The sequence below is a fragment of the Stutzerimonas decontaminans genome (genome assembly GCF_000661915.1).
In the GTDB taxonomy this organism is placed as follows: domain Bacteria; phylum Pseudomonadota; class Gammaproteobacteria; order Pseudomonadales; family Pseudomonadaceae; genus Stutzerimonas; species Stutzerimonas decontaminans.
Map to the genome: position 1 here is coordinate 591,667 of NZ_CP007509.1, position 15,251 is coordinate 606,917.

Below are 15,251 nucleotides of genomic sequence, written 5' to 3' on the forward strand. Positions count from 1 at the left end.
CTCCGCACGTCTGCTTCGATTGACCGGCCGATCGCCTCCAAGAATACTGTATATAAATACAGCATCTTGGACTGCGCCATGCCCGTTCATATCTTGGGACCCACGGCTCCCTCAACAATTGCCTTACCGTTCTTCAGCTTCTGCGTGCCGGCCGGCTTTCCAAGCCCGGCACAGGATCATCTGGAGGGCAGCATCTCGCTGGACGAGCTGATGAACATCCGGGCACCTCATACCTACCTGGCGCGCGCGAGTGGCGAGAGCATGATCCACGTCGGCATTTTCGACCGGGACATCCTGGTCGTTGAGCGAGGGCGCGATGCGGAGAAAGGCGAGGTGATCATTGCGGCGTTGAACAATGAGCCATTGGTGAAGATATTCGATCGCGACGGCAGCCAGGTCATCCTGCGCTCGGCCAACCCAAAATATCCGGCGCGCTATCTCCTCGAAAGCGAGGAGCTCTACGTCTGGGGCGTGGTGCCTTACAGCATCCGAATCCATGGCAAGTATTGAGCGAGTGATCGCCCTCATCGATTGCAACTCATTCTATGCGAGCTGTGAGCGAGTTTTCCGCCCGGATCTGCGGCGCACCCCGATCGTAGTGCTCTCCAACAATGACGGCTGCGTGATAGCTCGCTCGGCCGAGGCCAAAGCACTCGGAATCAAGATGGGCGCGCCGTACTTTCAGATTCGCCGTGACCTGGAGCGCTGGGGCGTGGTGGTGTTTTCCAGCAACTACGCACTGTATTAAGTTAGGTGGAATGCTTTTGAGCTAGGCTGAATCCGTTGACGCTCAGGGGGCGCCCATGACCACCACCCCATTGCACAAGCAAGTGTTAAGTCGTTATTCCAGTGTACAAGCTTGGCTGGAGCTCTTGGGTAATCTGGGGCGTGCGCCGGCCACCCTTGACGCCTATGGCCGTGCCCTTGCGCATTACTTATTGCATTGCGAAGGGAGTGGGCTGAAACCCGAATCCGCGACATTCGAACAAGTCACGCTCTACATCCGTGAGCTGCTACCTGGCGCAAAGAGCGCGGTGGCGAATTCAACCTTGCACCAGCGGCTTACTGCTATCCGGTTGTGGTACGACCACCTCGTTTTTCAGGGTCTTTGCGAGCACAACCCCGTGCCCCGCGGACAGCATGGTCGGCTGGCCCAAGTGCCTGGACATGGAGGGTTTGTCAGGGGCTTGCTCCCACGGCTGATTAAGTTGCCAGACATTCCCACCGATGAGCAGTGGCGACACTTTCTCAGTATTGCGGCCAGGTCGTCTATCCGTGATCGACTAATGCTGTCGTTGGCGTATTTCGGGGCTCTTCGCCGTGCCGAGTTGGTGGCCTTGCGTATTGAGGATTTAGACGTTGCACACCGACTGATCTCGGTGCGAGCGGAAACGACCAAAGGCAAACGCAGCCGCGTCGTGTGCTACAGCCCAGACATTGCACCTGTCTTGATAGAGCATCTACATGCTCTTCGCGGCGCTGGCTGGATGCGAGGTTCGTTGTTTCGATCAGCATCAGATCGTAATCGAGGCTCGCCACTGTCCCGTTGGGCGTGGAGTAAAACGGTTGAAGGGTGGGCCAAGGAAGCGAAACTATCGCACCTGAGCACTCATACCTTTCGCCACCTTCGGCTTACCCATCTGGCCCGTGCGGGCTGGAAGCTCCATGAACTGACCACGTATGCTGGACATCGAGACCCCAAAACCACTTTGATTTACCTGCACCTATCTGGCGCGGATTTAACCGCAAAGATGGCGCACTCCGTCGGCAGTCTCGATGCTCGGATGTTCTGTGAACTCTTTGGGTCTGAGGCATTGCTATGAGCACCCCCTCAGTCACCCCTTATGTTCCGTTCGACGCGAGCAAGTACGTACGTCAGAGCGATCTATCGAAAATCGAGCTGAGCATACTTTCGAATCGCTCTCACCGTTCAGACTGGGGCTACCTCCAATCAGAGATACCTGAGCTCATGAGGCCGCTAGCTGATATAGCGGCGCACAGCGGCGTTTCTCAGCGATTAGCCATTTCATCAGTGGCAGTCATTCTCTGGAATGTCAGCAAAACCGGTAAACCCTACTGGTGTTGGTCTGAGTCGCAGTGGTTGACCTTGCTCAGTAATCGAGCAGGATCACGACCATATCTCGCTTCCGTTGCTTACCATCTCGGCGATTTTCGAACCCCGCAGCGTATCGCCAAATTCCGGCAGCCGGCGATATATGCTTCTTTTATCTTCGGCCATGCCGTGTTCAGACATGAGCACGTTCGCTTGAGCCAAGCGTTGAGATCGCTGGGCTACGCTGCTCGCCATCTTGAGCAGTTCCTTTCCAACGTGCTGGGTGCCTTGATGCTGGAAAACGGCGATCCGCGGTTGGAGACATTCACCGAGGAACTGCTACTGAAGGGCCAACAGCATCGAAGCGAAGGTGTCGCGAGATCGGTCGGAAAGGTATCTCACGGCCTCGCTGCCATGGGGATTTTGGCGAAACCTTTACGCATGCGAGGCTATACCTGTTGGCGGGCGAAAAGCATCGAAGGCATCGATCCGACTTGGGCAATGTGGTGCCGTCGATGGCGAGACACTTCCACCTTGCGTCCACGCACACGTGAAAGCAATTACAGTTTTATCTTGAGGACCGGTGTCTGGCTAGCGCGCGAGCAATCAGGAATGGCGGCGCCTACCGATTGGAGCATGTCCACTTGCGCTGCATTTATTGCTGCCGTCGACCGGATGACGGTCGGTGAGTGGGCTTTGGAGTCAGCGAAGGGAACACAGCTAAAGGGGCTTGGTCAGCCTATCGCTGCCAACTCGAAGCGCGGCTTTCTACATGCCTTGCGACGATTTTTTACAGACTTTGAACTCTGGGGATGGGGTCGTTTGAAGTTCAGCCCCCGGCATCACCTCGCCACCCCGCGATCCGTGACATTCAACTCGGGTATCAACCCGCGGGTAATTGATGACTCGACCTGGCTCAAGCTGATTTGGGCGAGTCTAAATCTTGAGCGTAGTGATCTGCTTTCGGAGATTCACTATCCGCTGTCGATGGTTCAAGCCATTGCTGTAGTGTGGACGCACGCTGGTTTGCGCAGCAATGAAATCATGCGCTTGGATAAAAGATGCGCGCATCCTCAGACCAATGATGTGGTACACGAGGATGGGACCATCGTTCCAGCAAAAACTTTATGCTATCTCGATATTCCTGCCAGCAAGACGTTCAAAGCTTTCGTCAAACCTGTAGCGGTGGTCGTGAAGGAGCGCATTGACGCCTGGCTGGAGGACAGGCCTGCTAACCAGGCCGCTTTGCTGGATGAGCGAACCGGGGAAAAAGTTAGCTACCTATTTCAGTTTCGAGGCAAGCGCATAGGCTCCAGTGTCATTAATGGCACCATCATTCCAATGCTATGCGCCAAGGCGGGTGTGCCACTGGAGGACAGTCGCGGGCGAATCACCAGCCACCGGGGACGTGCCTCCGCAGTGACGGCGCTCGCCAGCGTCCCTCAGGGCATGTCGCTGATCGAGCTAATGCAGTGGTCGGGACATAGCTCGCCGAATTCGACTTTGCATTACATTCGAATTCGGCCTACCAAGCTGGCAGCATCCTTCGTTAAAGCCGATCAAATGGCCCATATGGTCTCCGTTTTGATCGATCATGACGTAATTGTTCGCCATTCAGATGCCCCCTACACCTTCTATGACTTGGGCGACTCGTATTGTTCAAATCCCTTCTGGAGCAGCTGCCCACATCGCATGGCCTGTGCGGGGTGTGACTTCAACTTGCCGAAAGCCAGCGCAAGGGCCCAAGCATTGGAAAGCAAATCGTCTATCGGACGGTACTTGGAGGCCGTGCCTTTAACTCCCGACGAGCGAGCCATTGCCGAGGGCGACTTGGAAAAGCTGGAGAGCCTCATTCGAAAGCTGGACAATGTGCCGGCTCTAGACGGCAGGATGCCGAGGAGATCGATGAGAGAAAGAGGAGGCTATAAGTAGAAAAGTTCTTAAGCGACTAGTGGCTCGCTAGACATACCTGTCGCGTTACTCCTAAGTTATGCGACACACTAGATTTTTCGGGGTTTTGCTGGGCTGCGGGTGTCGCAGGAGTGTGCCGCACGTAGATCGAAGTTAAACCTGATGCTAGGCCGGCTCATGCACTAGCCGGATGTCGATTTCTCTGTCGACATACTGCCACTCCACCGAGGCTCGGAGTTCGGCCAGAAGCCTGTTAAAGGCCGTCTCATCAGACGGGGAATATTCGAACCAAGTCAAGAAGTCGAAGGGTTCGTTCTCGCCCAGGTCCCGACAATGGTGGAGGCGGCGGGCCACAGCAGGGAGATATTGGAGCCCGATGTGAATGTGACGGGACTGTTCCTCAAAAATCTTCCGGCGTTCGTCTTGAGACAGTCCCCACCATGAGGGGTTTTTCCGGATAGGGATCAGGGCGGCGCAGGTAGCCTCTGCTCGACCCAAGCTTGGCTGCTTCGCCACGAGACGATCCTTCTCTTCACGCACGACATAGCGCTCGTTACTCGTTATCCCGCGAAGGAGCCATTTGGTGCCCGGAGGCTGCGGCGAAACAGAGCCAGCGGCTACGTTGAGCCGTGGGATTCCAGGGAGAGGGGCTCCTGCCACGGCATTCATCGCAACAACGCGCCAAACCCCCGTTTCTCCACCAGCGAACGTAAATACTCGTGTATTCATCAGGTTCCTCTCAGGCCTTTCGCCTATTTCTCAGATAACGCAAAACCTGCACTGCCCGGCGCAACCACGGAGACAAATATGAAAGGTCCTGGACCAGAGTTCACGGCACCATGTACTTGCCCAGGTTTTGCAATGGCAATATCTCCAGCTTTAAGATGAATTTCTACGCCGTTGCCTTGATAATACTTGGCCTCACCTGAGATAACCGTCCAAGTATCTTGGCCGTGAGGATGGACATGGGCAGCTATTTCCTGCCTAGGGTAGGCGTGCCAAACTACAACGACAGAATCGTTGGTCTCCAGAACAACTGAACGGATCGGTTCGCCGTTAGACGGACGGACATATTCGTCCACCGAAAAAATCCGCGATTCCGTTTCTGCTTTCATGTTCACACTCCATTCCTGCACCGCAAGGTGACGTGCATCTGGCACTAACACCAAGACGAAGCCTTGATCTTGATGGGGGCGGAGAAGCTCGACACGCCGAACGGCATCATGAAGAGCACTTTCATGCGGCACCAACCATTTCTTTTAACGACACGAGGCTCGTATGCACATGACGATATGTACTTGAGCGCCTTTCGGAAAAGCTATGTTATAGGACGGAGACCGTCAATACTCCGTCGTGGGTAGGCATGACAGAACGGTAGGATAACGGCGACGTTTTGGTCATATGTACATGGGAGGGCGGTTCACCGCTCGGCAGGGGTGTTGTCGATGGACAGGTGTCCGCCTTCGATGTAACAGATCAGCTTTGACCGGTTACTAACAGGATGACCGGATGATCCGGTGAGCGACGGCGATCTCCTCAGAAGCTACAGCCATACCGGTTGGGTATGAGAAGCTCCAAGGGCGAGCATGGCCCGGTTCTTATTGACTTTCTATTACACATAAACGGTGACATGAGCGAACGAGTGATGACAGTCATCGAGGGGCTTGTCCCTGCCGTCGAGGTGTACTCGATCGATGAATCTTTCGCTGATCTGACTGGAGTACCGGACGTTGAAGCTCTCGGCAGGCGGATTCGCACGCAAGTCTTGGCGAGTACTGGTATTCCCGTCGGGGTAGGTATCGCAGGCACAAAGACTCTGGCGAAGCTGGCCAACCATTCGGCGAAGCGCTGGCAAAAGCAAACCGGCGGCGTTGTAGACCTGCTCGATCCGGTTCGGCGTGACAAGGTGCTGCGCGTGACTGACGTGAGTGACGTTTGGGGGATAGGCCGCCGAATGACCGAGCATCTGAACAGCATGGGTGTCCGCACCGCCTGGGATTTGGCATGCGCGGACGCCTGGACGTTGCGCAAGCAGTTCAGCGTGGTGGTAGAGAAAACGGCCCGTGAGCTACGCGGTACGCCGTGCCTAGATCTAGAGGAAGCGGCGCCGCCCAAGCAAGAGATTTGCTGTTCAAGGATGTTCGGCAAGCGCCTCCTGGAGTTGGGGCCGATCCGGGAGGCTGTGGCAACGTATGCCGCCCGCGCTGCTGAGAAGCTACGGGCGCAGCAGTCCATGTGCAAACGAGTGCGAGTGAGCATCCGCACCGGCATGTTCAACCCAGACGAGCCAAAGTTTGCCAAAGGGGTGGTAGTTGAGCTGCCTTATCCAACGGACGACACCAGATACATCACCCGCGCGGCTATCGCTGGCCTGGAGCATGTCTATCGAGAGGGCTTTTCATTCAGCAAGGCCGAGGTGCTGCTGATGGATCTCAGACAGCGCGGCGAGTACACCGACGATCTCTTTACCGAAATCCAGCCCGCCGCCTCAGCGCGGGTGATGGGTGTGCTGGATGCGATTAACGCCAAGTGGGGGCGCAACACCCTTAGGCCAGGGCGTGTACCCACAGCGCCCGACTGGGGCATGCGGCGGGACATGATGAGTCAGAGCTTTACTACGCGAATCGATCAGCTTTGGCTGGTGCGGTGCGAGTAAGGTAAGCGTTGGATTGCAAAAAGCCCCGATCCGTTCGGGGCTTCTCATTCTAGCCTCTACCGAAACAGGCGAAGCAGACGCCCCCTTGTACATGGTTGAAATGTGGGATGTATCCAGTTCCGCCGCAACGGGTGCAATAGCCTCTTGGCCCGCGGCCCGTGCTAGGGAAGGAAGGGCCAAACTCGTCCAACTTGTTAAGCCTCTCCAGCGCCTCGGCAACAGGGGACGGAGCCGAGCTAGTCACCTGTCGGCGTTCGATTGGATACGTGGTGTCAGACAGCATGTAAGGGAAATCAAGATTGGCCTCCCGGATGCCCTCCTTAAGCCAACCTTGGTATGCCTGATAATGCTGGGCGTTTAGGCGGGAAGTAGCCATTACCTCTGCTGAAAAACCGTGCAAGTCGATGTAGTCCGACAAGGTTATTCGCACTACATCCGAAGTACTGGGTATCCAAAGATAGATGAATCGGTCATGGGATTGATAGCGAGGGTCATAGATGCATTGGCCTTCCAGCCAGGGCAACGACAAAACGGCGGAATTCGGCCGTCCCTTAGCGGGCGAGTCGAGCCGTTCGGGCAAGGCAGCAGAAGATAAGGGAATCCGTGTCAGATTTACGGGTTTTTCAGGCCTCCGTGTCGCTCCCAGCGAAGCAGCACGGTCGAGTAGCCATAAAACGACAAGGGCCACTATAACAATCGCGCCCACTTCCATCCTCGCAACTCCCTGCGTGAATTATTCCACAGAAATTTTGGCCATTCGCTTTTGGGTGAGCGGCGTTTTGCCAGCGCGAAAAAAGTAACTAGGCGAAAAGCTTTTGTCGAGTGGCTCGGGTTCCGGGTGGAGGCGGTGTACGGGGGAGCGGATTTTGGGGACAGACGATCGGATTCGCGTTGAGCGCGTTTCCTACCTAACCCGTTAAGAACGTTTTTGTAAAAAAACCGCGCTAGGGCTGATCTTTGTAGACATCAGAATAGCTGCGGTAGGACTACGGGGCTTCGTCTGGCCCCGATTCTTTCTTGACTGGAGGGCACCAGAGCAAGCTGCCATCCAGAAGATGGGTAAATGCGCCGTTGGAGGGCCTGGTCGGAGCCCTCCCTCTTATGTGGAAATTCCAAAAGCGCACAAACGCATCATATTTGCGTCGAGTGACATTGCAGATCTTCACTGGCGTCGGTCCATTTAATGGTTCGGAATCGTTGAAGGTAAGCCATGTCCGGGGTTGCGAACAGCCCAGTTCAAACTGCTGGCCACTCGCCTACGAGCTGCTGTAAGCCGAGCATAACGATAATGAGCCGGTCGTCTCGTGACGCCTTGTCCACGCAGGCAAGCGGCAGAGCAGTGATAAACTCGCGCCATTTGGCGCAAGCATCGCGCCAGCCGTATCCAAAAGGGAATTCCGCGCATGTCTGCCTTGTCCGCTCTGCTCGACGCCTACCGCTCTGCCGCACTTACCGAACGCGAAAAAGGTACCTACTTTGAGGAGCTGATCTGCGCATACCTGCGCAACGAAGCCACCTACCGCGATCTGTACGACAAGGTTTGGACATACGCTGACTGGGCCAAAGAGCAAGGGCTCGACGGCCGCGACACTGGTATCGACCTGGTGGCGCGTACACAGGGCACCGGCGAGCACCACGCGATCCAGTGCAAGCTGTACGCAGAGAATTACCGCGTCCAGAAGAAGGACATCGACAGTTTCTTCACTGCCTCGGGCAAGGCGCCGTTCTCGCACCGCGTCATTGTTACTACCACCAATAACTGGAGCGAGCACGCCGAGGATGCCTTGCAGGGCCAGCAGCCCCCGGTCAGTAAGATCGACCTGCAAGCCCTCGAAGACAGCCAGATCGACTGGGCGAAGTACCAGCCCAACCAGGCTGTTGCGCTCAAGGCCAAGAAACAACTGCGTGAGCACCAGCAGACCGCGCTGAACGCTGTAGCGGCCGGTCTAAAAGACGCGGAACGCGGCAAGCTGATCATGGCCTGCGGCACCGGCAAGACGTTCACCAGCCTAAAGATTGCCGAGCGCCTCGCCGGTAAGGGTAAGCGCGTACTGTTCCTGGTACCCAGCCTGTCGTTGCTGTCGCAGACCCTCACCGAATGGACGCAGGAAAGCGAAACCCCGCTCCACAGCTTCGCCGTGTGCTCCGACAGCGACGTGGGCAAGAAGCGCAAGGTGGAGGATGATGCCGTACAGGTGTTCACTCACGAGCTGCGCTACCCGGCCACCACCAAGGCTGATCGGCTCGCAGCGGAGATGCCCAAGCGCCACGACGCCGAGCACATGAGTGTGGTGTTCTCCACCTACCACTCCATCGACGTGATCAGCCGCGCCCAACATGATCACGGCCTGGAAGCCTTCGACCTGGTGATCTGCGACGAAGCACACCGCACCACGGGTGCCACCTTTGGCGAAGATGACGAAAGCAAGTTCGTGCGCATCCACGACGCCGACTACATCCGTGCCGCCAAGCGCCTGTACATGACCGCCACGCCGCGCATCTACGGCGACAACGCGAAGATCAAGGCAGAGAGCGGCGAAGTCACCCTCTGCTCAATGGATGACGAAGCGCTGTATGGCAAAGAGCTGTTCGTCATCAACTTCTCCGAGGCCGTTCAGCGTGGCCTGCTCACCGATTACAAGGTGCTGGTGCTCACGGTTGAAGAGAGCGTCATTAACCGCCGCCTTCAGGACCTGCTCAAGGACGAAGACAACCAGCTCAAGGTGGACGATGCCGCCAAGATCGTCGGCTGCTGGAAGGCGCTGGCCAAGCAGGGCCTCGCCGAAAACTTGGTGGGTGATGATCAGCCCATGAAGCGCGCTGTCGCCTTCTGTCAGGTGATCTCGCCCAACTACAAGGGCACCAAGCACAAGGTCAGCTCGATCAACATCGCCAGCATGTTCCAGTCGGTGGTGGAGGCTTACCAGGAGTCCGAAAACATCGACGAAGTCTCGCGCATCACCTGCCAAGCCGAGCACGTCGATGGCGGCATGAATGCCAGCCAGAAAGAAGCCAAGCTCAGTTGGCTGAAGGAAGAACCACCAGCCAACACCTGCCGCATCCTCAGCAACGTGCGCTGTCTCTCCGAGGGCGTGGACGTGCCGGCGCTAGATGCCGTGCTCTTCCTCACCCCGCGCAACTCCCAGGTGGACGTAGTGCAATCGGTTGGCCGGGTGATGCGCAACGCACCGGGCAAGAAGCGCGGCTATGTCGTGCTGCCCGTGGTTATTCCAGCTGGCATGGAGCCTCACGAAGCGCTCAACGACAACCAGACCTACAAGGTGGTCTGGCAGGTACTCCAGGCGCTGCGCTCGCACGACGACAGCTTCGACGCCATGGTCAACAAGCTCGATCTGATCGGCTCCGACCCACGCAAGATGGAAGTCATCGCCATCACCGATAAGGTGGACAAAAAGGCCAAGAAATCCAGCGGCACCAGCAACGGTAAGGCCGGCAAAGGTCAGTACGGCATTGGCGAAAAACGCAGCAAATACGAAGACGAAGGCCAGCTGACTCAGCAGGCCGAACTGACTTACGAAGTGGGTGAAATCGAAAAGGCGATTTACGCCAAGATCGTTGAGAAGTGCGGTAACCGCCACCACTGGGAAGACTGGGCCAACGACATTGCCAAGATCGCCCGCACCCACATCGACCGCATCCAGGGCATTCTGGAGAACCCCGCCAACACCCAGGAAAAGGCTGCCTTCAACGCCTTCGCGGCCGAACTACGCGACGACCTCAACGACAGCATCAGCGATGGCGAGATCGTCGAAATGCTCGCCCAGCATCTGGTAACCAAACCGGTGTTCGATGCCCTGTTCGATGAGTACAGCTTTGCCAGCCACAACCCCATGTCCAAGGCCATGCAAGGCGTGCTGGACGCTCTTAATGAGCATCAATTGGCCAAAGAAGCGGACACTCTGGAGAAGTTCTACGCCAGCGTGCGGCAACGCGCTGCCGGCATCAACAATGCCCAGGGCAAGCAGAAGATCATCGTCGAACTGTACGACAAGTTTTTCCGCAACGCCTTCCCCAAGATGACCGCGCGGCTGGGTATCGTCTACACCCCGGTCGAAGTGGTCGATTTCATCCTTCACAGCGTCAACCTCCTGCTGCAACAGGAGTTTGGCCAGACCTTGGGCAGCAAGGGCGTCCACATCATCGACCCGTTCACCGGCACCGGCACCTTTATCACTCGCCTGATCCAGTCGGGCCTGATCAAGCCGGACGAACTGCCGCACAAATACAAGCACGAGATCCACGCCAACGAGCTGGTACTGCTCGCCTACTACATAGCAGCCATCAATATCGAAGCGGCTTACCACGGCGAAGTGATCGACGAGTACACCCCGTTTGAGGGCATCTGCCTGACCGATACCTTCCAGATGTATGAGAAGGACGATCTGGTGGACGCGCTACTAGAGGACAATAGTGCTCGGCGCAAGCGGCAGAAGGCGCTGGATATTCGGGTGATCGTGGGCAATCCGCCGTATTCGGTCGGACAAAAAAGCGAGAACGACAACAACGATAATGTTGAGTATCCAACTCTAGATGCCCGCATTCGTTCCACCTATGCCGAACACTCTACCGCCACTCTCACTAAAGGGCTGTATGACAGTTATATCCGCGCCATTCGCTGGGCCAGTGATCGTATTGGTAATGCAGGCGTGATTGGCTTTGTCACGAATGGTGGCTTCCTAGAAAAGTCTGCTATGGATGGTGTTCGCAAGTGTCTTGCTGAGGAATTCTCTTGCATTCATGTGTTTAATTTGCGCGGAGATATACGCAAAAACATGCTGAGTAAAGGTAGAGCCAAAGAAGGCGGAAATATCTTTGGTAGCGGCAGCATGGCGGGCATTGCCATTTCTGTTTTGGTTAAGAACCCAGATACCGCTGCCCATGGTCAAATTTATTATCACGACGTAGGTGACGACCTCAGCAAAGAAGACAAGCTGGAAAAGATCGCCAGCTGCGTCAGCGTGGCAGGAATAGTCGATTGGCAGGTCATCACTCCCGATGAGCATGGCGACTGGCTTAAACAACGTGATAACAGCTTTAACCAGTTCATTGTCTTGGGTGACAAGAGAGGTGATGCGCCCAAACTGTTCGATAACTTCTCGCAAGGCATCCTGACCGCTCGCGATGCTTGGGCTTATAACGCCAGCTTTGCCAAGCTGGAAGCCAACATCAGCCGCATGATCGGCTTCTACAATTCTGAGCTGACGCGCTTCAATGCGGCACATCCTAGACTGGACAAAAAGGGGCGTGAGGCTGTTCTGGATGGATTTATCGATACCAACCCGCAGCGCATTAGTTGGACGCACAATGTCAAACAAGAACTGGCCAAGGATCGCGCTTTTGAGTGCGAGGTGACATCCCTGACACCATCCCTCTACCGCCCCTTTACCAAACAATGGATTTATTACAACCGAACCCTCAATGAGCGCGTGTACCAAATGCCACGTATCTTCCCTCGGGCAGGGGTGGAGAATTTGGTGATTTGTGTGTCTGGGATTGGAGCGCGCACGGGCTTCTCTGCATTTGCTACAAATTTACCCCCCAACTTTGACAATCTTGAGAAGGGCCAATGCTTCCCTCGCTACCTCTACGTCGAAGCAGCTCAAGCAGCCGATGACGACTTTTTTGCCGAGCCAATTGAAGGAGGCATGCGCCGCCGCGATGCCATCACCGACGCCGCCCTAACCCACTTCCACGCGGCCTACCCCGGCGAGCAGATCAGCAAGGAAGACCTGTTCTACTACGTCTACGGCATCCTCCATTCGCCCGATTACCGCGAGCGCTACGCGGACAACCTAAGCAAAGAGCTACCGCGCATCCCGGCAGTGAAGAAAGCCGCCGCCTTCTGGGCTTTCAGCAAGGCTGGCCGCGCCCTGGCCGAGCTTCATCTGAATTACGAAACCGTCGAGCCGTACCCGCTGACCATCGAGGCCAAGGGCACGCTCACCGACGCCGACTACCGCGTTGAGAAGATGAAGTTCGCCAAGAAGGGCGACAAAACCACCGTCATCTACAACCACCGCATCACCCTCAAGGGCATACCCGAGGCGGCATGGGACTATGTGGTCAACGGCAAGGCCGCACTGGACTGGGTGATGGAGCGACAAGCCGTACGCACCGACAAAGCCAGTGGCATCGTCAATGACGCCAACGACTGGGCCATCGAAACCATGGGCAATCCCAAGTACCCGCTTGAGTTGTTTCAGCGCGTGGTCACAGTAAGTTTGGAAACCCAAAAGATCGTGAATGCGCTGCCGCCGTTGGATATCTAGCGCGTCGGCAACTAAGGAAAGGAAATCTATGATGCAAGCACGGACGCTTTCAGAACACCGCATCGCTCGCGATCTTGGAGAGGCCCTTTGCCGCCGTATGGTTGGCGGCTGTATCCGTGACCTTCAGCGGATGCAGGGTCACATGCTATCGGGCGATGACTCCGGTCTAGTTAATACCTGGGATGAAATCTGCGTTCAGCAGCAGATCGAGCACTCATTCTCTTGGCATGCGTACGTGGCAACGATGGACGCTTTCATCGAGTACCGGGTAAGCCAATTAAAGCGCTATGAGCTGGACGCCATTTGGCTACTAACTCGTCCGGGTGACGAATGGGATAGTGAGCTAGAGGAGGACCGCGGACGCTACCCAGTCTCCGAACATGACGTGGCCGCATACTTGCAGGATGAACTGCTGTCAGAGGCCACTAATTGGAGTAACTCACGGATCCAGGGCTACCTAGATGGCCGATATGAATGGGACTGAGTGTCCGTCGCTAGCGCTAGGCGGGCTACAGTAGGTCCCGCCGCCGTTGGTCCTGTTCTTTTAGTAGCGCCCTTAATTCCCGCAGCTGCGGGCGAGTTCCACCTTTCCAAGCATTACGTGAAGCTGTGTATTTGCCTTCAGCGCTGATCGGGCCGGTGCTGTTGTTCCAAGGTTGCCATTGCCGAATCAAGTCCGCTTGCCGAGCCCGTCGCTCGGGTGTCCAGCCGTTCGCCATGTTGCACCTCCAATAGTTCGTTTGGCGGGTATTTGTTTTTCCTCGCGCGCGAACGCATAGCGCTGTGTTCGTTGTTCACCTGAACCTGGTTTCCGATGTTGGCCTGCTTAACGAAAGCAATCTGTTTCGGCGCCTTAAGTTCGCCCAGGGTTTGCAGGGTGGCGCGCGCCTGATTTTGCGCCTTCAGCGCCAGCTTCATGTAGCGTTCCAGCCTGTCCATGTCGGAGCTGGTCAGCGCATTGCTTGTGAGCCTGGCGAACAGGCCATCCAGGGTGTGCGCCTGCGCCATAAGCATGCTTTCCGCGCGCGATAGATCATCACCATGAACGGCTGCGGTTTGCTGCTTGAGCTCGGTGATCAAACCATTGATCTCGGTGCGATCAATGTTCTGGCAGATCTTCAGTACCGAAGCGCTAAGGCATTCTGGGCTGGTGACGGTACGGGCCAGTGCCTGGCTGGGGGCTTCTCCGTGGCGCAGCTCAACTTGTAGTTTCTGTTTCACGTCAAACTCCGACTAATGCGGGCTCTGCCCTGGTAAATCTAAAAAGGAGTCCAGTTTTTGTACTGGGCCATCGCGCGCCGTCGGTACGATTTCTATACCCATGAGCGCATTATCAGGTACGGTACGGGAGGGTATCGGTACAGTTTTTGTACCCTGCCCGTTCACTTTCTGTACCGGGTGTTTTGTTCTTTCCAGGCTGAACTTGCGAGGTGCTGTTGCGGTGGCCGCGACTTCAATTTTGCCGTCGCACTCGTCGATGGCTTGCCAGGTAAGGGCGTACAGCGCGCAACAGCCACCGGGCTTCATAAATCGGCCCTCACGTGTCCGCAGAATCAAATTACGCGCTTGTAGCTCAAGCAGCGCTTTGGCAAGGGTGCTTTTGCTCCCAATTCCCCACTGTTTGGCGCGGCTAAACTCGGCGCTAAGGTCTCCATTATTCCTGCCACGGTACTGACGCAGCAGCAGCATCAGTACGATATGCGCGCTGCCGGAAAGGCTTCGGAAATCTTCGCTATCCATCACTGCGTGGGGCAGCAGCGCAAAGGTCCCCACCTCTGCGCGGCCTTTGGCTTTAAGTCGGCTGCGAGCCACTTTAGGACTCCAAGCGAGCAAGAACCTGCTTGGCGATGGCCATCTCGCTCGGAGGCAAGCCGTACCGAATGACCCGGCAAGGCTTGCCCCAGCGATTCGGCACCCGTTCTGGTTGGCGGGTGAACGCCAGACCGTGACGGTTCGCCAGTTCGGAAATGGTGCTGTTCAGGCAGTGGTCGCCCAGCGTTTCCGCTTCAAAGCGGTTGAGTGTGGCGCCAGACAGCAAGTGGGATAGGATGCGGACGTTCTTGCTGGCGGCTTCGGTGTGGGTCGACTTGCTCATGATTAACGACCCTCCAGACGGTCAGCTACCCACTGGTCTACAAGGGCACCATCCCAGCCAACGGCGCGCTTGCCAATGCGAATGGCTTTTGGAAACTTTCCATCGGCCATGAGCTGGTAGATCCAGGCGCGGCCAAAGCCGGTGGCCTCCATAACGTGCCGCAGGCGGTAAATTCGGCGTTGAGCTCGTGGGGCGTGGGCGTGGGTTTTCGGGGCTATAACTGTGGTGGGCATACCAAATCTCCTT

Annotated in this window: 11 protein-coding genes and 2 pseudogenes; 7 read left to right on the forward strand and 6 right to left on the reverse strand. The window is 56.4% G+C overall.

What is annotated here, in order from left to right:
* Positions 1-78: 78 nt before the first annotated feature.
* The 4 genes and pseudogenes from UIB01_RS02695 (at position 79) to UIB01_RS02710 (ending at position 3,985) form a co-directional block, all read left to right on the forward strand.
* Positions 79-510 (forward strand): LexA family protein, encoded by a 432-nt coding sequence (locus tag UIB01_RS02695; protein ID WP_031310724.1) that lies wholly within the window; start codon positions 79-81, stop codon positions 508-510.
* Positions 497-745 (forward strand): annotated as a pseudogene (locus tag UIB01_RS02700) (Y-family DNA polymerase); the annotation flags it as partial. The gene UIB01_RS02695 and the pseudogene UIB01_RS02700, both read left to right, overlap by 14 nt.
* A gap of 58 nt (positions 746-803) precedes the next feature.
* Positions 804-1,823: a tyrosine-type recombinase/integrase gene (locus UIB01_RS02705; protein WP_011914410.1), complete on the forward strand. Its 1,020-nt coding sequence runs from the start codon at positions 804-806 to the stop codon at positions 1,821-1,823.
* Entirely contained in the window at positions 1,820-3,985 is a 2,166-nt protein-coding gene (locus tag UIB01_RS02710) for a site-specific integrase (RefSeq protein ID WP_011914409.1), read from the forward strand. The genes UIB01_RS02705 and UIB01_RS02710 overlap by 4 nt, the downstream gene beginning before the upstream one ends.
* Before the next feature lie 144 nt (positions 3,986-4,129).
* On the opposite strand, the gene UIB01_RS02715 is transcribed toward UIB01_RS02710, so the two are convergent.
* Both UIB01_RS02715 and UIB01_RS22625 read right to left on the reverse strand, forming a co-directional pair.
* On the reverse strand, positions 4,130-4,693 hold the full coding sequence (locus UIB01_RS02715) for a chlorite dismutase family protein (protein ID WP_026084028.1): 564 nt from the start codon (positions 4,691-4,693) through the stop codon (positions 4,130-4,132).
* Positions 4,694-4,716: 23 nt separating this feature from the next.
* Positions 4,717-5,079, reverse strand: coding sequence for a cupin domain-containing protein (locus tag UIB01_RS22625; protein WP_071534424.1), 363 nt, complete (start codon positions 5,077-5,079; stop codon positions 4,717-4,719).
* Positions 5,080-5,585: 506 nt separating this feature from the next.
* Here UIB01_RS22625 and UIB01_RS02720 point away from each other — a divergent pair.
* The 3 genes and pseudogenes from UIB01_RS02720 to UIB01_RS02730 all read left to right on the forward strand — a co-directional run.
* Positions 5,586-6,620: pseudogene (locus UIB01_RS02720) on the forward strand (DinB/UmuC family translesion DNA polymerase); the annotation flags it as partial.
* Between the two features lie 1,403 nt (positions 6,621-8,023).
* Positions 8,024-12,910, forward strand: coding sequence for a DEAD/DEAH box helicase (locus UIB01_RS02725; RefSeq protein ID WP_038656644.1), 4,887 nt, complete (start codon positions 8,024-8,026; stop codon positions 12,908-12,910).
* A gap of 28 nt (positions 12,911-12,938) precedes the next feature.
* Positions 12,939-13,394, forward strand: a complete 456-nt coding sequence (locus tag UIB01_RS02730) for a hypothetical protein (RefSeq protein ID WP_038656646.1) — start codon at positions 12,939-12,941, stop codon at positions 13,392-13,394.
* A 137-nt stretch (positions 13,395-13,531) separates the two neighbouring features.
* Here UIB01_RS02730 and UIB01_RS23360 read toward each other — a convergent pair whose 3' ends face one another.
* The 4 genes from UIB01_RS23360 to UIB01_RS02750 are packed head-to-tail and all read right to left on the reverse strand — an operon-like array spanning position 13,532 to position 15,238.
* Positions 13,532-14,131 carry a hypothetical protein gene (locus tag UIB01_RS23360; RefSeq protein WP_230585282.1) on the reverse strand — a complete coding sequence of 200 codons (600 nt, stop codon included), beginning with the start codon at positions 14,129-14,131 and terminating at the stop codon, positions 13,532-13,534.
* 12 nt (positions 14,132-14,143) lie between these two features.
* Positions 14,144-14,722, reverse strand: a complete 579-nt coding sequence (locus tag UIB01_RS02740) for a hypothetical protein (RefSeq protein WP_230585283.1) — start codon at positions 14,720-14,722, stop codon at positions 14,144-14,146.
* 1 nt (position 14,723) lies between these two features.
* Positions 14,724-15,005 (reverse strand): hypothetical protein, encoded by a 282-nt coding sequence (locus UIB01_RS02745; protein ID WP_038656648.1) that lies wholly within the window; start codon positions 15,003-15,005, stop codon positions 14,724-14,726.
* A gap of 2 nt (positions 15,006-15,007) precedes the next feature.
* Positions 15,008-15,238, reverse strand: coding sequence for an AlpA family transcriptional regulator (locus UIB01_RS02750; RefSeq protein ID WP_125886052.1), 231 nt, complete (start codon positions 15,236-15,238; stop codon positions 15,008-15,010).
* Between the last annotated feature and the right edge of the window lie 13 nt (positions 15,239-15,251).